Origin of the sequence: Labrys methylaminiphilus subsp. lupini, assembly GCF_051161885.1 — a bacterium.
Taxonomy (GTDB): domain Bacteria; phylum Pseudomonadota; class Alphaproteobacteria; order Rhizobiales; family Labraceae; genus Labrys.
This window is the reverse complement of the sequence record NZ_JBMDIH010000001.1, coordinates 1,051,028-1,070,020: the sequence shown is the minus strand read 5'-3', so window position 1 is coordinate 1,070,020 and position 18,993 is coordinate 1,051,028. Positions and strand designations below refer to the sequence as shown.

Genomic DNA, 18,993 nt, shown 5'->3' with positions numbered 1-18,993 from the left:
GCTGTCATGGGGAGTTCGACGAACAAGTGTAGCTGTCATCCCCGGCCGAGCAGCTTACGAGCATCGCGAGGAAGCGCGAGGGGAAGGGGATCCAGGAGGTGAGGTGGCGCATTTGCCCCCTGGATCCCCTTCCCTCGCCACTGCGTGGCTTGCCGGGGATGACAGCGTGAAGCGACTACCTATTCCCGGGTTCTCGCTTTACCCGCGCGCGGAACCCGCAAGGCCGCGCGCGCCGTCAAACAGCGATTTCAGGCCGAAACCGATGAAGACGACGCCGACGATCCGCGTCACCCACAGGCCATGGCGTGCGAAGAAAGTCCGGATCGGCTTGAGGCCGATGGCGACATAGAGGATGAAGTCCGCCGCCACGAAACCGAGAAAGGCGGCCACGATCAGGCCGGGCGTCGCGCTCCAGGTGATGTGATCGCCATAGGGCGCCACCAGCGCCCCGAAGGTGGCGAGTGCCACGGGATAGGATTTCGGGTTGGTCAGGCCGAAGATCACGCCATTGACCAGAGGCCGGTCGGCGCCGATCACCGCAGCCTTGCCGTCCCGGCGCGTCATCACGGCCCTCACCCCCATATAGATCAGGTAGAGGCCGCAGCCGATGCCGAGGATGTCGAACAGGGTCGGGCCGATCTGGCTCACCCCGACAATCGCCGCCAGCGCCGCCACCGACCATAGGATATCGCCGACGAGATGACCGGTCATGAACCAGGCGCCGGGCGTGCGTCCCTTGGCGGCACCGAGCGCGAACAGGGCCAGGAAGGCCGGCCCGGGCGAAATCGTATAAAGGAAGCCAGCGAAAAAGGTTGCGGTGAGCAGGGAAACATCGAACATGGGAATCGGCTTGGCGGCTAGAGAAGTTTTCATAGCGCACGGCCGGCGTCCCGACGCAAGCGGGCATGCGTTCTTCCCTTCCCAGCCCGTACAAGCTTGTTCATGCCTGTCTCCAAGACGTCCGAACCTCTCATCCTGCTGCTGGCGACCGGCACTTTTCTTGGGCTCAACTTCCCGCTCGGCAAACTGGCCGGCGCGGCCGGCATCCAGCCGGCTGTGTGGACCCTGCTGATCTCGACGGGCTGCGCCCTCGTCATCGGCGCTGTCCTGGCGCTCAAGCGCGAGGCCTTTCCGCTGACACCACCTTATCTGCGCTTCTATGCCATTGGCGGCACGATTTCCTATGCCATCCCGAATTTCCTGGTCTATCTGACCATTCCGCATCTGGGCTCGGGCTATGCCTCGATCATGTTCACCTTGTCGCCGATCATCACCACGATCCTGGCGACGGCTCTGAATGCGCGGCGCCCGAATTTGCTTGGCGTCACCGGCATCCTGATCGGTTTCGTCGGCGCCATGCTGATCGTGCTCGGCAAGGGGCGGGTCGGCGATGCCAGTTCGCTGTGGATCGGCATCGGCTTCCTCATCCCCCTCTCGCTCGCCATCGGCAATGTCTACCGCACCCTGGACTGGCCGCCGAATGCCCGCCCGCTGCCCCTGGCGGTCGGCACCAATCTCGCCTCCTCCCTGGTGGTTTCGGCCGCTTTGCTGCTTGCCAATGGTGAACTCGGCCTCACTTCCCTCGCCGAAGCCCCGCTGCTCAGCGTGATCCAGGTCGCAGCGAGCGCTGCGATGTTCGCCGTCTTCTTCCGCCTGCAAATGGCGGGCGGGCCGGTCTATCTTTCCCAGATCGGCTATGTCGGCGCTGCGGTCGGGCTGGGCAGCGGCACCTTCTTTTTGGGCGAGCACTATGACTTGCTCACCTGGCTCGGCGCCGTGGTGATTGCCGTAGGCGTCATCGTCACCACCATTGCCCAGCGCGCGCCGTCGACAGCGCCAAGCTCGGTTGGGAAAAGCTGAGGCCGAGGGCGCACTCAGCCTCCTCTTAACCGATACGCGGCGCAACTGTTGACGCATACCGATGGGAAGTGCTCGCAATCTCGACGCGGCTCCCCATCTAAGTCATTATCCGGCAATCCAGAATCACGCGAAAATCCGATTTGTCCGATCCCCGTTCCCCTTCCCTTGCCCATCAGCCGGCCGCCGGCGGCATCGCTGCGCGCGCCATGGCCGCCGCAAGGCCTGCCGCCTATCTCACGGGCTTGAACCCTGAACAGCGCGCGGCTGTGGAAACGCTGGACGGCCCCGTACTCGTGCTGGCGGGCGCCGGCACCGGCAAGACGCGTGTGCTGACCACTCGCATCGCCCATATTCTCGCCACCGGTCGTGCCGCCCCCCACCAGATCCTCGCCGTCACCTTCACCAACAAGGCGGCGCGGGAAATGCGCGAGCGCATCGGCGTTCTGATCGGCCAGAGCGTGGAAGGCATGCCCTGGCTCGGCACCTTCCATGCCATCGGCGTGAAGATCCTGCGCCGCCATTCCGAGCTGGTCGACCTGAAATCCAATTTCACCATCCTCGACACCGATGATCAGGTCCGCCTGATGAAGCAGGTGATCTCAGCCGCGGGAATCGATGAAAAGCGCTGGCCTGCCCGCCAGCTTGCCCATGCCATCGACGGTTGGAAGAATCGTGGCCTGACGCCGGCGCAGGTTCCTGCGGGCGAAGCCATGTCCTTTGCCAATGGCAAGGGCGGCGAGCTCTATGCCGCCTACCAGGCCCGGCTCAAGACCCTGAACGCGGCCGATTTCGGCGATCTCCTGCTGGAATCCATCCGCCTGTTCCGCGAAAACCCGGGCGTTCTGGCCGAATATCACCGCCGCTTCCGCTTCATGCTGGTGGACGAGTACCAGGACACCAACGTCGCCCAATATCTGTGGCTGCGCTTGCTGGCCCAGACGCCGGCCGGCGAGAAGCCGAATCTGTGCTGCGTCGGCGACGACGACCAGTCGATCTATGGCTGGCGCGGGGCGGAGGTCGACAACATCCTGCGCTTCGAGAAGGATTTTCCGGGCGCGACCGTGATCCGGCTCGAGCGCAATTACCGCTCGACCGGCCATATTCTCGGCGCGGCGGGGCACCTGATCAGCAACAATGAGGGGCGCCTCGGCAAGACCCTGTTCACCGACGACGAGGAGGGCGAGCGCGTCACCGTCGCCGGCTCCTGGGATTCGGGGGAGGAAGCCCGCGCCATCGGCGACGAGATCGAGGCGCTGCAGCACAAGGGCCACGCCCTCAACGACATCGCCATCCTGGTGCGCGCCTCTTTCCAGATGCGTGAATTCGAGGATCGCTTCGTCACGCTCGGCCTGCCCTATCGCGTCATCGGCGGGCCCCGCTTCTATGAGCGCGCCGAAATCCGCGACGCCCTCGCTTATTTCCGCGCCACCATGCAGCCGGCAGACGATCTTGCCTTCGAGCGCATCGTCAACGTGCCCAAGCGCGGCCTCGGCGACGCCACAGTGCAGATCCTGCACGACTATGCCCGCCATAACGGCGTGCCGATGATGCAGGCCACGCGGGTGCTGGTGGAAACCGAGGAACTCAAGCCCAAGCCGCGCCAGACGCTCGGCGCCCTGATGGCCTCCTTCTCGCGCTGGGCCGCCCAGAGCGAGGTGCTCGGCCACCAGGAACTGGCGGAACTGATCCTGGAGGAATCCGGCTACACCGACATGTGGCAGAAAGACCGCACGGCCGAAGCCGCGGGCCGGCTGGAGAACCTCAAGGAACTCGTGCGCTCGATGGAAGGCTTCGAGAACATGGCCGGCTTCCTCGAGCACATCTCGCTGGTGATGGATGCCAGCGAGGAAGGCGCCAGCGAGGACAAGGTCTCGATCCTGACGCTGCATGGGGCCAAGGGCCTCGAATACGAGACCGTGTTCCTGCCCGGCTGGGAGGAAGGCCTGTTCCCGCACCAGCGCTCGCTCGACGAGAACGGCCGCGCCGGCCTGGAAGAGGAACGGCGCCTCGCCTATGTCGGCCTCACCCGCGCCCGCCGCCGCGCCAAGGTCTGGTTCGCCTCCAACCGCCGCATTCATGGCCTGTGGCAATCGACCATGCCGTCGCGTTTCGTCGACGAACTGCCTGCCGCCCATGTCGAGGTGATGGAAGCTTCCAATTCCTACGGCTCCGGCGGCTCGCTCGGCATGAGCCGTTTCGACAAGGCCCAGCCTTTTTCCGGCTCGAACTATTCGACGCCGGGCTGGCAGCGGGCCCAGCACAACATTGCGTCCGGATTCCGTACCACCCAGGCGCCGCTTCGCCGCGAGCCCCTGACCATCGAGGGCGAATTGGTTGCCCGCTCCACCGGCACGGCCTCGGCCTACAAGGTCGGCGCCCGCGTCTTCCACCTGAAGTTCGGCTATGGCGAGGTGGCTGAAGTCGACGGCAACAAGCTCACCGTCGATTTCGACAAGGCCGGCCGCAAGCGTGTGGTCGACAGCTTCGTCGAGGCTGCATAGAGCTGGTTTTAGAGCCAACTAAGGCGCGACCAGCCTTCTCCCCTTGCGGGAGAAGGTGGACCGGCGAAGCCGGGCCGGATGAGGGGTGCCAGCACCCATCCTTCACGGTCCCATATCCCCCTCATCCGCCCCTTCGGGGCACCTCTAGTCAACTCAAGAGAGTTGACGACACCCGCAAGGGGAGAAGGGTTGGTCGCAGCTCCCCTCACCCCTTGGCCGGCACGCCGGCGTCGAGATTGTCGATGCCGCCGGCCTGGTTGAAGCGGGCCTCGTCGAGGATGCCCTGGCGCTTGGAGACCAGCAGCGGCACCAATGCCTGACCGGCGACGTTGACCGCCGTGCGGCCCATGTCGAGGATCGGATCGATGGCGAGCAGGAGGCCGACACCGGAGAGCGGCAAGCCCAGGGTCGACAGCGTCAGCGTCAGCATCACGGTGGCGCCGGTGAGGCCCGCGGTGGCGGCCGAGCCTATCACCGAGACGAACACGATCAGCGCGTAATGCTCGATGCCGAGCGGGATCTGGTAGAACTGGGCGACGAAGATCGCCGAAATGGCCGGGTAGATCGCCGCGCAGCCATCCATCTTGGTGGTCGAGCCGAGCGGTACGGCAAAGGCGGCATATTCGCGGGGCACGCCGAGGCTGCGCTCCGTCACCGCTTCGGTGACCGGCATGGTGCCGACCGAGGAGCGCGAGACGAAGGCAAGCTGGATCGCCGGCCAAGCACCCGCAAAGAAGCGAGCCGGGCTCAGCCCATGCAGTACCAGCAGCAGCGGGTAGACGATGAGCAGGACGATGGCGAGGCCGATATAGATGGCGAGCGCATACCAGGAGAGTTGCCCCAGTGTCTGCCAGCCATATTGCGCCACGGCCTTGCCAAGCAGGCCGATCGTGCCGATCGGGGTCAGGCGGATGACCCACCACAGGATCTTGCGCACGATGGCGAGCAGCGACTCGTTGAAGGTGAGGAAGGGATTGGCCCGTTCGCCGACGCTCAGGGCCGCCACGCCGACCGCAATGGCGATGACCAGGATCTGCAGCACGTTGAACTGCAGCGAGGTGGAGGCAGCGCCATCAACGAGCTTGGTCGAGGCCTGGATGCCAAAGATATTGGCGGGCACCAGGCCCTTCAGGAAATCGAGCCAGGAACCGGTGGTGGCCGGCGCCTTGGCCGTCTCCGCCAGCACGCTCGAATGCAGGCCCGGCTGGATGATCAGGCCGAGAGCGATGCCGATCAGCACGGCGATCAGGGCAGTGATGGCGAACCACAGCAGCGTCTGCCAGACCAGCGCCGCGGCATTCGACAATTTACGCAGATTGCCGATCGAGGCGACGATTGCAGTAAAGACCAAGGGCGGCACCAGGGCATAGAGCAGCTGGACGAAGATCGAGGCGATCGTCGTCAGCGTCTGCACCAGCCAGTTCGGGTTGCCCGTTACGTCTGGCCCAAGAGAGCGGGCGTAAAGGCCGAGCGCCAGTCCCACCACCATGGCGGCGAGCACCTGGAAACCGAAGGAGGCATAGAAGGGCTTGGCTGCCGCCGCTTGCGGGCTGGAGGGGGTTGCCATGATCAGTCCCTTGCAATGTGTCGATGACAATATAACACAAAGTGCATGTTATATATTTGCAATATCCATAACATGAGCGGATTTGAAAGAAAACGACAGCCAAGACAAAGCTGACACGCCCCTCGTGCAGGGCTTGCTCCTGGGATCGCAGGCGTTTTCGCCCATAGGCGCTAACTTTGGGTGGTGGCACCAGATTGGAGGGTCGATCTCCAGATCGACCATCTTGGAAATGTCGAGCCAGATAGAGGACAAAGGTGGTCGATCTCGCTCCATCAATTGATGGAGCTGTGGAGATCGACCCTCCACGCTACCCGCGCCTCCGGCCGCAAAGTTAGCGCCCATGGGCGAGGACGCCTGCGATCCCAGGGTTACCAGCTCAAATCCAGCGCCTTCAGCCCGTGGAAATGATAGGTATCGGCATAAACCGGCGTTTCCTCCAGCCGCAGGCCGGGAAGCCGTTCGAACAGGATCGGTACCGCGACCTCCAGTTCCAGCCGCGCCAGGGGCGCTCCCACGCAGAAATGGATGCCGCCGCCGAAGCTGACATGAGGCGGACGCTGCCGCGTCATCAGGAAACGCTCGGGCTTCTCGAAGCGCTCAGGATCATGGTTGGCGGCACCGAGCAGCAGGCCGATCTCATCGCCCTTGCGGAAGGTGGCCGGCCCGAGCGTCACGTCCTCCAGCGCATAGCGCTTGAACATATGGAGTGGTGGATCGAAGCGCAGCATTTCCTCCACCAGCCCCTCGCCGCCCGCGAGCACCGCCTCACTGCCGAGACCGGCCTGCAGGATGGATTTCACGCCATTGCCGATGGCATGCACTGTCGCCTCATGGCCGGCATTGAGCAGGAGGATGCAGGTGGAGATCAGTTCCTCCTCGCTGAGCCGGTCACCCTCGGCTTCGACGGCGATGAGGTGGCTGATGAGATCGTCGCGCGGCTCGGCCCGCCGCCGCTCGACATAGCCGCGCAGGAAGGAGGAGAAATCTTCAGCTGCCGCAACGGCTTGATCCTCGATGCTACGGCTGCGGCTGAACTGATACATCGCCACCATATGGTGCGACCAATCGAGCAGCTGCGGCGCCATCTCGACCGGCACGCCCAGGAGTTCGGCAATCAGGATCACCGGGATCCGCGTGGCGAAGGCCTCGATCAGATCGACGCTCCCTCGCCCCTCGAAACCGTCGATCAATTGGTTGGCAAGGGCCGCGATCCGCGGCCTGAGGCGCTCGACCTGTCGGGTGACGAAGGCCCGATTAACCAAAGTGCGCAGCCTCGTGTGAACAGGCGGCTCACGCTCCAGCATGGAATGGGCATCGACGGCATCGAAGGGCGCCAGATGAGGCTGCGGCTCCGGCCAGCCGAGTTCGGCGCGGGTGGCCACGTGGAGCACCTCGCGCCCAAAGCGCTTATCGCGAAAGAGGTCGAACACCGTCTGGTGCGAGGCCGCGCACCAGCAGCCATATTCCTCCCAGAAGAACAAGGGGCATGCTTCGCGGATGGCCCGGTAGGTGGGATAGGGATGCTGCACGAAGGCAGCATCGGTGGGGCTGAGCGACACGGCCGCGCGGGCGGCATCGATCCTGAGGCTGGGTGGCAAAGACATGGGAGAAGGCGTAGGAGATTCCTGCGACAATGTCATCGCCGCGGCCATCTGGAATCCACTTGTCAGGTCAATGCGCCGCAGGCATTTAAGGGCCCATGAGCACGCTGCCCACCATCAATCCCAATCTCCTCGACACCGCCACTCCGCCGATCCCGGAAGCGCAGGCCTGGGCGCGCGACTATGACGGCGCGGCGGGCCCGCTGATCGACCTCTCGCAGGCGGTTCCGGGCTATCCACCGCATGCGGAGCTGCTGGAGCGGCTCGGCCGCAATGCAAGCGCGGCGTCGAGCGCGAGCTATGGCCCGATCGAGGGCGATACGGTTCTGCGCCAGGCCTATGCCGCGCACCTCTCCAGCCTCTATGGCGGCAAGGTCGACTGGCAGACCGTCTCGATCACCACCGGCTGCAACCAGGCGTTCTTCGTCGCCGCCCTGGCAGTGGCCAAGGCGGGTGACTCAATCCTGCTGCCGAGCCCCTGGTACTTCAATCACAAGATGACGCTCGACATGCTCGGCATCGAGGCTCGGGCATTGTCCTGCCCGCCTGAAAACGGCTTCGTGCCGGATGTCGAGAGCGCCGCCGAACTGATCGATCCCACCACGCGGGCGATCCTGCTGGTTACGCCCAACAACCCGACGGGCGCCGTCTACCCGCCTGAAACCATCGAAGCCTTTGCGCGCCTGTGCCGGGAACGTGGCCTCTTCCTCATCCTGGACGAGACCTATCGGGACTTCGTCGCCGGTAGGCCGCACGGACTCATCGCTTCCGGTGATTTCGACAACACGCTGATTTATCTCTACTCCTTTTCGAAGAGCTACTGCATTCCCGGCCATCGACTGGGCGCGCTCGTCGCCGCCCCCGCCGTGGCGGCCGAAGTCGGCAAGGTTCTCGACACGTTGCAGATCTGCGCACCGCGCGCCGCCCAGGCCCCCGTCGCCTGGGCCATCGACGGCCTGACGGAATGGCGTGAAGCCAATCGCCTGGAAATCGACAGGCGGGCAGCCAGCTTCCGCGCGGCCTTCGAGGGCATCAACGGCTGGCGGATCGATGCGATGGGCGCCTATTTCGCCTTCCTGCACCATCCCTTCCATGGCCATACCGCCGCGAGCGTGGTCAAGGAGTTGGTGGAGAAGGCCGGCGTGCTCTGCCTGCCGGGTCCCTATTTCGGCCCAGGCCTCGAAGGACATATGCGGGTCGCCTTCGCCAATGCCGGCGTGGAACAGTTGCGGGCCCTGCGCGAACGCTTCCAGCGTTTCGGCGGCTAGGGAGCTTGGGGCTGCAGGAAACAACATCGCGTTAATCGCGATTTCCGTTGCCCTTCGGCGATCGGCGCGATAGCCAAGCGACATGCTCGAAGGTCTTCATCCCAACAATCCCACCCATGTCGCGCGTATCGTCACCGACGAGATGCGCGCCCGTCGCATCGCCGACCTGCTCGGCGAGGCCTTCGATCCCACGGAAACGGCGATTGCCGCCTTCGAGAGGGAAGACGGCACGGCCAAGCCCCCCTGGCTGGTCGAGGTCTATTTCCGCACTGAGCCGGACGAAGCTTCCGTAAGGGACCTGATCGCGCTGGCGGCCGGCCCTGACATGGAGGTGATCTTCGACGCGTTCGGCGACAAGGACTGGGTCGCCGCCTCCCTCGAGGGCCTCGCGCCAGTCAGTGCAGGCCGCTTCACCGTCCATGGCAGCCACGATCGGCAGCACGTGCCTGGAAACACCATCGGCATCGAGATCGAAGCGGCCCTGGCCTTCGGCACCGGTCATCACGGCACCACGCGGGGCTGTCTCCTCGCTTTGGACGATCTCCTCAAGCGCAAGCGCCCGAGCCGGCCGCTCGATATCGGCACCGGCACCGGCGTGCTCGCCATCGCGGCTGCGCGCGCCCTGCGCCTGCGCGTCCTGGCTTCTGACATCGATCCGGTTGCCATCGCCACCGCGCGCAACAATATCCGCTTCAACAAGGCCGGAGCCTATGTGGAGAGTTTCGTGGCGCGCGGCACCACCGCACGCGCCATGCAGACCAACAAGCCATTCGATCTGGTCTTCGCCAACATCCTCATGGGCCCGCTGGTCCGCTTGGCGGCACCGATGAGCCGCCTCCTGGCGCCCGGCGCCACAGTGATCCTCTCGGGTTTGCTCCACTCCCATGCCAATGCCGCACTGGCGGCATATCGCGCCCAGGGGCTGCATCTCATCCGCCAGATCAAGATCGACGAATGGACAACGCTGGTGCTGTCGTATGGCGGTGGCAAGCCAAAGAAGCTGTGAGCAAGCAAAACCATTCCCTTCTTCCCTTGCGGGAGAAGGTGGCGGCCGCCGGATGAGAGGTGTTGGCGCCAAGTCTGCAAGGGCGCGTCTCTCCCTCATCCGCCTGCCGGAGAAGGCAATTATATTTCAAGGGTGATCAAATGGCTTTTCAGTCCTTCGACGAAATTTCCCAGCCCAGCCTCGGCCCATCCCGCGCGGCAGCGTTACGCGACAAGCTCGCCGCCTCGGGCCTCGACGGCTTCGTGGTTCCTCGCTCCGACGAGCATCAGAACGAATATTGCCCGCCCTCGGAAGAACGCCTCGCCTGGCTCACCGGCTTTGCGGGATCAGCCGGCATCGCCATCGTCCTGAAGGACCAGGCTTCGATTTTCGTCGATGGGCGTTACACCGTACAGGTGCGCGAGCAGGTGGACACCTCGACATACACGCCGCGCCATCTCATCGAAGAGCCGCCGGAAAAATGGCTCGGCGCCGTGCTCAAGCCTGGCATGAAACTCGGCTATGATCCGCATCTTCAATCGATGAACGAGGTCGAACGTCTTCGCACCGCCTGCGAGAAGGCGGGCGCAAGTCTCGTTGCTGTCACGGAAAACCCGGTCGACGCCATCTGGACGGATCGTCCTGCCCCGCCCCTCGCCCAGATCATCCTGCATGACGTCGCTCTGGCTGGCGAAAGCGTTTCCTCCAAGGTCGAACGCCTGCAGGCCAAATTGCGCGAGCAGAAGATCGACGCCGTCTTCACCAACGATGCCCATGCCTCCGCTTGGCTCTTCAACATCCGCGGCGGCGACGTCTCCCACACGCCCCTGCCCCTCTCCTACGCGCTGGTGCCCGCGGAGGGACAGCCGACCTTGTTCGCCGATGGCCGCAAATTTTCCAACGCGGTGCGGGACGATCTCGCCCAGCATATGGCGATCGCCGAGCCGCGCCAGATAGAGGCCGTGCTCGCTGGAAGCGTGAAGGGCAAGACGGTGCGGCTCGATCCCGGCATGGTGGTCGAGCATTTCGCCACCTTGGTCGAGCAGGCCGGCGGCAAGGTGCAGAAGGGCGGCGATCCCGTGGCCCTCCTGCGTGCCGTCAAGAATGAGGCCGAGCGGGCCGGCGCCAGGGCCGCCCATATTCGCGACGGCGTCGCCTTCGTGAACTTCCTCGCCTGGTTCGAGCAGGCCGTGCCTGCCGGCAAGGAAACCGAGATCTCGGTGGCCGAGGCCCTGGAGCGCTTCCGCGAAGGCACCGGCGTCTTGAAGGACCTCTCCTTCCCCTCAATCTCCTCGGCCGGGCCGAACGCCGCTTTGCCGCATTATCGCGTCAGCCACGCCAGCAACCGCCCGGTGACGCCTGGCTTCTTCCTGATCGACTCAGGCGCGCAATATGTCGACGGCACCACCGACATCACTCGCACCATCGCGGTAGGCAAGGTCTCGCCCGAGATGAAGGACCGCTATACCCGCGTGCTCAAGGGCCACATCGCCATCTCCCTGGCGCGCTTCCCCAAGGGCGCCTCGGGCGCCCAGCTCGACAGCTTCGCCCGCGCCGCGCTCTGGGAGATCGGTACCGATTTCGACCATGGCACCGGCCATGGCGTCGGCTCCTATCTCTCCGTGCATGAAGGGCCGCAGCGCATCTCCAAGCTCGGCACCACGCCGCTGGAACCCGGCATGATCCTGTCCAACGAGCCGGGCTATTACCGGGTCGGCGCCTTCGGTGTACGCATCGAGAACCTCGTCCTGGTCGAAGAGATCGAGATCAAGGGCGCCGAGCGCACCATGTACGGCTTCGAGACGCTCACCCTCGCGCCCATCGACACCAGGCCGATCGAATCGTCCCTGCTCACCCAAAGAGAGATCGACTGGCTCAACGCCTACCATGTCCAGGTGCGCGAGACGCTCGCCCCTCTGCTCGACGAGCCGGAGCGCCAGTGGCTGGAGCAGGTTACGCAGGCGATCGGTTAATCGGGGCGCTAGCCTTCGGGTCAACCTTGCGACGCTTAAGCGTTAACGAAGAAGCGGGTCTGAAGACCCTCCTCACCCCATGGCCATCCTCAACAGCACCACGCTGACCACGCCGACCGCGATGGTGACGAGCAGGGGCATGCGGGTGGCGGAGACAGCGGTGATGCCGGCGGCGATGGTTTCGGCCGGCCCGGTCGCCAGGGCGACCGGGGCGATCACGGAAACCAGCACGGCTGCCGGGATGGCATCGAAGGCGGCCTTGGTGCGGCCCGCCAGAGCGAGGCGGCCGCCCAGGAAGATGCCGGCGATGCGGGTGGCGTAGGTCACCAAGGCCATGGTGAGGATGGCCGCGACCGTATGGGGATCAAACGACATCGATGGCCTCCTTGGTGTCGAGCTTGCTATGGCCGGGAGGCCCGGCCAGGAAGCCGGGATGGCCCGTCAGGAAGGCAGCCAGAATGCCCGCCAGGGCGCCCGCGGGCACATGCCAGGGTGCCCCGATCTTCAAATAAACCAGCGCCGCCACCACGGCGCTGGTGAGGATGGTCGCCGCCGAGCTGCGCCCTTCCCAAAAGCCTGCGATCAGCCCGATGAACAGGGCCGTAAAGGCGAAATCGGCGCCGTAGCGGGCAGGATCGCCCAGAAGCTGGCCGACGAGCCCGCCCGCCGAGCTCCACAGCGCCCAATTGAGATAGAAGAACACCGACATGGCGAAATAATAGGTCGGCGTCAGCTCGGCCCTAGCGGCCCGGCGCTCCGACATCGCCCAGTTCTCGTCGGCCATCATGAAGAAGCCGAGAAAACGCTGGGCGGGCGAGAACAGCGCCGTCTTGGGTGTCAGCGAGGCCCCCATCAGGATATGGCGGCAATTGATCAGCAGGGTGCCGAAGGCCAAGGTCAGAATGGAAACCGGCTGCACCCATTGTTCGAGGGCAGCGAATTGCGCACTGCCGGCAAAGACGGTTGTCGACATCAGCGCGATCTCGGCCGGCGACAGGCCCTTGGAGACAGCGATGGCGCCGAACAGGAAGCCGATCGGAATCGCCGCCAGGGCGGGCGGAGCGATATCGATCAGCGCGGAACGGATTTCGGAACGGGCGGACAAGGGACAACTCCTGATGGAGCGCCCTGATTAAGCACAACGCAATCGCCAGTCTTGGACAAAAGTTGCATCGGGAGTGTCAGCCTCTGGCCAACATTTGTCGGCCGGAGGCTGACGCTCCATCACCCGCGAAAAGCCCCCGGCGTCACACCCATGCGCGCCTTGAACACTCGGTTGAGATGGCTCTGATCGTAGAAGCCGCAGGCAGCAGCCACTTCGGCCGGCCCTTCGCCTGCCGCCAGCAGGCGGCGGGCCGCCCGGTAGCGCCGGTCGGTGAGATAGGCATGCGGCGTGGTCCCCATCGCCTTGCGGAAGGAGCGCACCAGATGGCTGCGATTGAGGCCGGCCACAGCGGCAAGCTCGTCGAGGCCGACATCGCGCTCGAAATGCTGGTCCAGATAGGCGCGCGCCTTGGCAAGCGGCCCGCTCTCGTCACCGAGTTTGATCGGCTCGCCATGTCCGCCCCAACGCCCGAGCAAGGCCGAAAAGAAGCGGCCGAGCCTGGCGTCCCGTTCGAGCAGGGTTACGGCGGGATCGCTGAGTGCAATCTGCAGCTCCACCAGGTCAGCCGCCAGGGCAGGATCCTCGATCACCGAGCGATCGAACCAAGGTGTGCCGGCGGTCGAACGGCCGAAGGTGTCCTCGGCAATTGAGCGCATCAGATCGACGGTGGGGTAGAGTACGCGGTAGACGAAGCCCTCGCCCGCCGGCTCGCCGTCATGCAATTCATCGGGGCAGACCATCGCGAAACTTCCCGGCGAGGCATAATGCCTGACACCGCGATGCGAGAATGCCTCGCAACCATCGAGCACGGCGGCGATGGCATAGGTCTCATGGGTATGGGGCACATAGCGGTGCCGGCGGAAGATCGCGCTCAGGCATTCCAATCCATCATAGCGCTGCTCGCGCCAGAACCGAACGGCATCGCCCCGTTCGGCGGCATCCCCAAGTGTGGTGAAGGCAGTGGATTCCGACGGCATCGCCACAAGATAATGACTTTGTCGGCAAATTGCTTGGATGAAAGTTGCGTCCGCCGTAGCGGCCGCCTTTATTTCAAGGACAGCATCTGACGAAGGGACCAAGCCTCCTCAGTACTGCCCTTCTTCGAGATGTTGAAAACACGCCACTGCTCGTTTTCCTTCACCAAGTCGTAGACGAGTTCGTCGCGTTTGGGATCACCGCGATTGAAACTCACGCCCACCTGGGCCCGGTCACCCTGCAGCGAAGCAGGCTCGATCTTCAAATCCTTGATCATCGGATCCTGTGAATCGCTCACCGGATCGAAATCGAGCGCTCCCACCTCGCCCGACTTGGTGGATTCGTCGATATCCTTCTTCACTGCGGCGGCCAGGTCCTTGCTGAGATATTTGGCACGCAGCTTGACATCGCCGATGATGTCGATGCCCTTCGTCTCGGGCGTCTTTCCCGAATAGATCTGCTTCACTATCGCCTCGGGCGAGGTTTCGGCCGCCAGGGCTGGCACCGCCAGCCCCGATGCCAGCAGAAGGCCGAGGCAAAGTCTACGCATCCTGGTCATTCGTCGTGTTCCCCGCTCCATTCACGAGCTCGAACCATTCATCCTCATTGATGACCTTGACGCCGTGCTTTTGCGCATCCGCCAGTTTCGAACCGGCGCCGGGGCCGGCTACCACGAGATCGGTCTTCTTGGAGACGGAGCCCGAGACCTTCGCGCCCAGCCGGTCGGCCATGGCCTTGGCCTCGTCACGGCTCATGCGCTCCAGCGCCCCGGTGAACACCACCGTCTTGCCGGCGACAGGGCTCTCGGAGCGGGGCTTTTCAGCATCGAGGATGCGGATCTCCGCCGTCAGCCGTCCGAGGATGGCAAGGTTGTGGCTCTCGGCGAAATAGGCGCCGATGGCCTCCACCACGGTTTCGCCGATCTGGTCGATTGCATCCATCTCCGCACCGGCCTCCTCGTCCTTGGCGGCGATGCGCAGCGCCGCCTGCTCGAAGGCCTGCCAGGAACCATAGGCGCGGGCGAGCTGGCGGGCCGTGGTCTCACCGACATGGCGGATGCCGAGCGCATAGAGGAAACGCTCCAGCGCGATCTCGCGGCGGGCATCGATGGCCGCGAACAGGTTCTTGGTGGAGGTCGCGCCAAAACCCTCACGATCCTTCAGCTTCTTCAGATTCTGGCCGTCACGGACTGCCAAAGTGAAGATGTCGCCGGGCTCGCGGATAGGCAAATCGTCATTCTCGAAGAAGAAGGCGATCTGCTTTTCGCCCAGCCCCTCGATGTCGAAGGCGCGGCGGGACACGAAGTGCCTGAGATGCTCGATCTTCTGGAAAGGACAGGCGAATTCGCCTGAGCAGCGCCGCACGGCCCCCTCCCCGCCCGTCACCGTCTCCTCGCGCACGACGGGGGTCTTCAGCGAACAAGGGCAGGTTTCAGGGAAGACATAGGGAACGGCGTCCGCCGGGCGCTTCTCGATCACGGCCCCCAGGATCTGCGGGATGACGTCGCCGGCCCGCTGCACGATCACGGTATCGCCGATACGCACATCCTTGCGGGCGATCTCGTCCTCATTGTGCAGAGTGGCATTGGAGACGACCACGCCGCCGACGGTAACCGGCTGGAGCTTCGCCACCGGCGTCAAAGCTCCTGTGCGTCCCACCTGGATCTCGATGCCCTGCAGCAGCGTGGTTGCCTTCTCGGCCGGGAACTTATGCGCCGTCGCCCAGCGCGGCGAGCGCGAGACGAAGCCGAGCCGCTGCTGCAGATCGAGCCGATCGACCTTGTAGACCACGCCATCGATGTCATAGCCCAGGGTGGCGCGCTGGGCCTCGATCATCCGGTAGTGGACAAGCAGGTCAGCCGCACCGTGGCAGCGTACCATCAAGAGGTTCACGGCAAAGCCCCAGTCGGCGAAAGCCCTCACCACCTCGAATTGCGTGGTGGCCGGAAGGGCGCTAACCTCGCCCCAAGCATAGGCGAAGAAGCGCAGGGGGCGGCTGGCGGTGATGGCGGCGTCGAGCTGGCGCAGGGAGCCGGCCGCCGCGTTGCGCGGATTGGCGAACAGGGGCTTTCCGAGAGCCGCCTGCCTCTCATTCATGGCATTGAAATCTGCGTGGCTCATATAGACTTCGCCGCGCACCTCGAAAATCTCGGGGACATTGCCCTTGAGCACGTTGGGAATGTCGCCGATGGTGCGGACATTGGCAGTGACGTCCTCGCCTTCGGCACCATCGCCCCGCGTGGCGGCCACCGCCAGCCTGCCCTTCTCATAGCGCAGCGAGCAGGACAGGCCATCGATCTTGGGTTCAGCGGTTACAACCACATCATCGCTCCCGCCAAGGCCCAGGAAGCGGCGGATGCGAGCCACGAACTCCTCGACATCCTCATCGGAGAAGCTGTTGGACAAAGAGAGCATCGGCACGCGGTGCCTTACCTTGGCGAATTTCTCCGACGGCGCCGCGCCGACTCTGTCGGACAGGCTCTCGGCCGATTTGAGCTCGGGGAAAAGCTCCTCGATCGCCGTGTAGCGCCGACGCAGGGCGTCGTAATCGGCATCGCTGAGAATCGGCGCATCGTTCTGGAAATAGGCCTTGTCGGCCTCGATCAACCGCGCCGCGAGCGCCTCATAATCAGTGCGGGCCTCGGCGAGCGAGAGATCGGAGACGGATTTGGAAGGGTTCATGGCAGGCCAACCGATGCATTGCTTTGCTGTGGCTTAACACAACCATTCCAATCGGGGCAGAGGGACGGAGCGGGTTGCGCGTCGGTGGGCCGATCTCCGGATCGGCCTATTCGCCCGACCGAAAACGCGCACTTGACCATTTCCAGTCGATCGGATGACGGCAAAGTCCCGCTTTCACGGGATTGCGCTCGATATAGTCGATAGTTCGCCCGAATTGCTCCTCGTTTCGCATGAAGCGGTCGAAATAGTCGCGCTGCCAAAAGGCTCCGTCTCTCTGAAGTACGCGGTTCGCTCTTAAGGCTGTGTATTTCTTCCAGGATCGGATGATATCGCCGAGCCGATGTCCCTCAATAGTCTCGAATAGGCAATGCACATGATTGGGCATGACACACCATGCCCACAAACGATAGCGCTCCTGATCGAAGGCAAACAAGGCCTGTTGCACGAGGTGTGCAATCTGGGACATCCCTAACCAACATGCACCAAGCCCCCTATCTAGTTCCCGTTCGATCTGTCGCCGATTGAGCTCCATTCGATCGATCGGATTGGCGAAATTCGTGGGAAGGCTGTCCACCAATCGAAATGTAACGAACTGCGTTGCCTCTGGTGAATCGAAATGAGGCAAGGAATGGGGCTGATACCAACTTAGATGTGGCTTCGTCTCGACCACGCAAATTCCGAGCCTAACCCGTGCCGATCTGGAGATCGGCACACCGAAATGCGACTGACGGCCTTGAAGACTATCGCGGCTGTATCGACCGGACGGCGCCGCCTCCACTCGCCAACAGCCGATCCGCCGCAGCCCGTGCTTCATCCGTCACATGAGCGCCAGCGAGCATGCGGGCGATCTCCTCGCGCCGCTTGTCGGTATCCAGGGGAGAGACGCGGGTGGCGACCCTGTCCTTGCCTTCGGCCTCCTTGGCGATCAGGAAATGGGTGGAGGCGCGCGCCGCCACCTGAGGGGCATGGGTGACGTTGATGACCTGCACTTTGCCCGCCAGCCGCGCCAGACGCTGGCCGATGGCATCGGCGACGGCCCCGCCCACACCGGAATCGATCTCGTCGAACACCAAGGTCGGCGCCGAACCGCGATCGGCCAGCGCCACCTTCAGGGCCAGCATGAAGCGCGAGAGCTCGCCCCCCGACGCCACCTTCATCATCGGACCCGGGCGGGTGCCCGGGTTGGTCTGCACCCAGAATTCGACCCTGTCGAAGCCATCGGGAGAAGCCAGGGTCTTGTCGCTCTCGACCGAGGTGGTGAACTTCGCCCTATCGAGCTTCAGAGGTGGTAATTCACCGTTGACAGCGGCGTCGAGCTGGCCTGCGGTGGTTCGGCGCTTGTCCGAGAGCACCGCGGCCTCAGCCTCATAGGCGAGACGGGCGGCACGATCGGCCTGCTCCAGGGTCTGGAGCTGCCCCTCCCCCTCGTCCAGGGCAGCGAGATCGGCCGTATAACGCTCGGCCAACGCCGGCAGATCCTCGACGGAGACGTCATATTTGCGGCTGGCGGCGCGCAGAGCGAACAGGCGTTCTTCCAGCCGTTCCAACTCGGCCGGATCGAAATCGGCTTCGTCCAATGCCGTCTGCAGCGCGATGCGGGCCTCTTCCAAGGCGTTGAGCGCCTGGTCCAGCGAGGCGATGGCCGGCTCGACCAAGCGTGGCGCCTGGGTCCCGCGTCGCTCGAGACGCCGGATGATGGCCGCCAGCGACGGCGTGGGAGAGCCATTGCCGCCAACCCCGTCATAGGCCTCCTTGAGGTCGACGGCGATCTTCTCGGCCTGCATCATATGGGTGCGGCGCTCGGCCAAGGCCTCTTCCTCGCCAGGCTGGACGTCGAGCTTGCCGAGTTCGTCGACCGAATGGCGCAGCCAGTCGCCCTCCGCCCGTGCCTTTTCCAGCCGGGCCCTGTGCTGTGCCAGCGACTGCGTCGCCTTGCGCCAAGCCGCATGCTTACCAGCCACATTGGCCGCCAGATCCTCCAACCCTCCGAAGGCATCGAGCAGGGCGCGGTGGGAAGCGGGATCAGTCAGAGCCCGGTCGTCATGTTGGCCGTGGATCTCAACCAGGGCAGCCCCCGTGGCACGCAGCACCTGCACGCTCACCGGTTGGTCGTTGATGAAAGCGCGGGTACGGCCATCAGCCATCTGCACACGGCGCAGGATCAGATCGCCGTCATCCGGGATATCGTTCGCCTTCAGCACAGCGCGGGCGGCATGATCGACCGAAACATCGAAAACCGCGCTGACCTGGCCCTGGCCGGTGCCGTGCCGCACCAGAGAGCCATCTCCCCGGCCACCGAGTGCCAAGGCAAAGGCATCGAGCAGGATCGATTTGCCGGCCCCGGTCTCGCCGGTCAGCACGGACAGGCCCGAGATGAATTCGAGGTCGAGCCGGTCGATCAGGACGATATCGCGAATGGCCAGTTGAACGAGCATGACAGCCTCTATACCGAGCTTGCGCCTGCGCCGCATGACAAA

15 protein-coding genes are annotated in these 18,993 nt (G+C 64.2%); 5 read left to right on the top strand and 10 right to left on the bottom strand.

The genetic code is table 11. The features are described from left to right. Nucleotides 1–198: 198 nt before the first annotated feature. Nucleotides 199–840: a LysE family translocator gene (locus tag ACN6KF_RS04965; protein WP_434955769.1), complete on the bottom strand. Its 642-nt coding sequence runs from the start codon at nucleotides 838–840 to the stop codon at nucleotides 199–201. A 102-nt stretch (nucleotides 841–942) separates the two neighbouring features. Between ACN6KF_RS04965 and ACN6KF_RS04960 the strand changes: the two genes are divergently transcribed. Both ACN6KF_RS04960 and ACN6KF_RS04955 read left to right on the top strand, forming a co-directional pair. Further along, the gene (locus tag ACN6KF_RS04960) at nucleotides 943–1,860 is read left to right on the top strand and encodes a DMT family transporter (RefSeq protein ID WP_434955768.1); all 918 of its coding nucleotides are present in this window, start codon (nucleotides 943–945) and stop codon (nucleotides 1,858–1,860) included. A gap of 140 nt (nucleotides 1,861–2,000) precedes the next feature. Continuing rightward, nucleotides 2,001–4,361, top strand: a complete 2,361-nt coding sequence (locus tag ACN6KF_RS04955) for an ATP-dependent helicase (protein WP_434955767.1) — start codon at nucleotides 2,001–2,003, stop codon at nucleotides 4,359–4,361. Between the two features lie 205 nt (nucleotides 4,362–4,566). On the opposite strand, the gene ACN6KF_RS04950 is transcribed toward ACN6KF_RS04955, so the two are convergent. Together ACN6KF_RS04950 and ACN6KF_RS04945 are read right to left on the bottom strand one after the other, a co-directional pair. Then, the gene (locus ACN6KF_RS04950) at nucleotides 4,567–5,928 is read right to left on the bottom strand and encodes a dicarboxylate/amino acid:cation symporter (RefSeq protein ID WP_434955766.1); all 1,362 of its coding nucleotides are present in this window, start codon (nucleotides 5,926–5,928) and stop codon (nucleotides 4,567–4,569) included. 368 nt (nucleotides 5,929–6,296) lie between these two features. Further along, on the bottom strand, nucleotides 6,297–7,532 hold the full coding sequence (locus tag ACN6KF_RS04945; protein ID WP_434955765.1) for a cytochrome P450: 1,236 nt from the start codon (nucleotides 7,530–7,532) through the stop codon (nucleotides 6,297–6,299). Nucleotides 7,533–7,627: 95 nt separating this feature from the next. Here ACN6KF_RS04945 and ACN6KF_RS04940 point away from each other — a divergent pair, with 95 nt between their 5' ends. From ACN6KF_RS04940 to ACN6KF_RS04930, 3 genes are all read left to right on the top strand, one after another. After that, nucleotides 7,628–8,797, top strand: coding sequence for an aminotransferase (locus ACN6KF_RS04940; RefSeq protein ID WP_434955764.1), 1,170 nt, complete (start codon nucleotides 7,628–7,630; stop codon nucleotides 8,795–8,797). An 82-nt stretch (nucleotides 8,798–8,879) separates the two neighbouring features. Beyond that, entirely contained in the window at nucleotides 8,880–9,803 is a 924-nt protein-coding gene (locus tag ACN6KF_RS04935; RefSeq protein ID WP_434955763.1) for a 50S ribosomal protein L11 methyltransferase, read from the top strand. 140 nt (nucleotides 9,804–9,943) lie between these two features. Continuing rightward, nucleotides 9,944–11,755 carry an aminopeptidase P family protein gene (locus ACN6KF_RS04930; protein WP_434955762.1) on the top strand — a complete coding sequence of 604 codons (1,812 nt, stop codon included), beginning with the start codon at nucleotides 9,944–9,946 and terminating at the stop codon, nucleotides 11,753–11,755. Between the two features lie 72 nt (nucleotides 11,756–11,827). Here the strand turns inward: ACN6KF_RS04930 and ACN6KF_RS04925 are convergent, their stop codons facing one another. From ACN6KF_RS04925 to recN, 7 genes are all read right to left on the bottom strand, one after another. Next, nucleotides 11,828–12,130, bottom strand: coding sequence for an AzlD family protein (locus ACN6KF_RS04925; RefSeq protein ID WP_434955761.1), 303 nt, complete (start codon nucleotides 12,128–12,130; stop codon nucleotides 11,828–11,830). Beyond that, nucleotides 12,120–12,860 (bottom strand): AzlC family ABC transporter permease, encoded by a 741-nt coding sequence (locus tag ACN6KF_RS04920; protein ID WP_434955760.1) that lies wholly within the window; start codon nucleotides 12,858–12,860, stop codon nucleotides 12,120–12,122. The genes ACN6KF_RS04925 and ACN6KF_RS04920 overlap by 11 nt, the downstream gene beginning before the upstream one ends. Before the next feature lie 119 nt (nucleotides 12,861–12,979). Further along, nucleotides 12,980–13,837 (bottom strand): helix-turn-helix transcriptional regulator, encoded by an 858-nt coding sequence (locus tag ACN6KF_RS04915; RefSeq protein ID WP_434955759.1) that lies wholly within the window; start codon nucleotides 13,835–13,837, stop codon nucleotides 12,980–12,982. A 68-nt stretch (nucleotides 13,838–13,905) separates the two neighbouring features. After that, a complete protein-coding gene (locus ACN6KF_RS04910; RefSeq protein ID WP_434955758.1) occupies nucleotides 13,906–14,385 on the bottom strand; it encodes a DUF3828 domain-containing protein in 480 nt (159 codons plus the stop codon). Further along, nucleotides 14,378–16,516 carry an NAD-dependent DNA ligase LigA gene (gene ligA, locus ACN6KF_RS04905; RefSeq protein ID WP_434955757.1) on the bottom strand — a complete coding sequence of 713 codons (2,139 nt, stop codon included), beginning with the start codon at nucleotides 16,514–16,516 and terminating at the stop codon, nucleotides 14,378–14,380. Before ligA ends, ACN6KF_RS04910 begins: the two co-directional genes overlap by 8 nt. Nucleotides 16,517–16,622: 106 nt before the next feature. Then, complete coding sequence (locus ACN6KF_RS04900) at nucleotides 16,623–17,186, bottom strand: REP-associated tyrosine transposase (RefSeq protein WP_434955756.1); 564 nt, start codon at nucleotides 17,184–17,186, stop codon at nucleotides 16,623–16,625. Nucleotides 17,187–17,256: 70 nt separating this feature from the next. Further along, complete coding sequence (gene recN / locus ACN6KF_RS04895; protein WP_434955755.1) at nucleotides 17,257–18,951, bottom strand: DNA repair protein RecN; 1,695 nt, start codon at nucleotides 18,949–18,951, stop codon at nucleotides 17,257–17,259. Nucleotides 18,952–18,993: the final 42 nt, after the last annotated feature.

What these genes read in the sequence shown, in the direction of transcription:
- ACN6KF_RS04965 (WP_434955769.1), bottom strand. Translation starts at nt 840, where the DNA reads ATGTTCGATGTTTCCCTGCTCACCGCAACCTTTTTCGCTGGCTTCCTT.
- ACN6KF_RS04960 (WP_434955768.1), top strand. Translation starts at nt 943, where the DNA reads ATGCCTGTCTCCAAGACGTCCGAACCTCTCATCCTGCTGCTGGCGACC.
- ACN6KF_RS04950 (WP_434955766.1), bottom strand. Translation starts at nt 5,928, where the DNA reads ATGGCAACCCCCTCCAGCCCGCAAGCGGCGGCAGCCAAGCCCTTCTAT.
- ACN6KF_RS04945 (WP_434955765.1), bottom strand. Translation starts at nt 7,532, where the DNA reads ATGTCTTTGCCACCCAGCCTCAGGATCGATGCCGCCCGCGCGGCCGTG.
- ACN6KF_RS04940 (WP_434955764.1), top strand. Translation starts at nt 7,628, where the DNA reads ATGAGCACGCTGCCCACCATCAATCCCAATCTCCTCGACACCGCCACT.
- ACN6KF_RS04935 (WP_434955763.1), top strand. Translation starts at nt 8,880, where the DNA reads ATGCTCGAAGGTCTTCATCCCAACAATCCCACCCATGTCGCGCGTATC.
- ACN6KF_RS04930 (WP_434955762.1), top strand. Translation starts at nt 9,944, where the DNA reads ATGGCTTTTCAGTCCTTCGACGAAATTTCCCAGCCCAGCCTCGGCCCA.
- ACN6KF_RS04925 (WP_434955761.1), bottom strand. Translation starts at nt 12,130, where the DNA reads ATGTCGTTTGATCCCCATACGGTCGCGGCCATCCTCACCATGGCCTTG.
- ACN6KF_RS04915 (WP_434955759.1), bottom strand. Translation starts at nt 13,837, where the DNA reads ATGCCGTCGGAATCCACTGCCTTCACCACACTTGGGGATGCCGCCGAA.
- ACN6KF_RS04910 (WP_434955758.1), bottom strand. Translation starts at nt 14,385, where the DNA reads ATGCGTAGACTTTGCCTCGGCCTTCTGCTGGCATCGGGGCTGGCGGTG.
- ligA (WP_434955757.1), bottom strand. Translation starts at nt 16,516, where the DNA reads ATGAACCCTTCCAAATCCGTCTCCGATCTCTCGCTCGCCGAGGCCCGC.
- recN (WP_434955755.1), bottom strand. Translation starts at nt 18,951, where the DNA reads ATGCTCGTTCAACTGGCCATTCGCGATATCGTCCTGATCGACCGGCTC.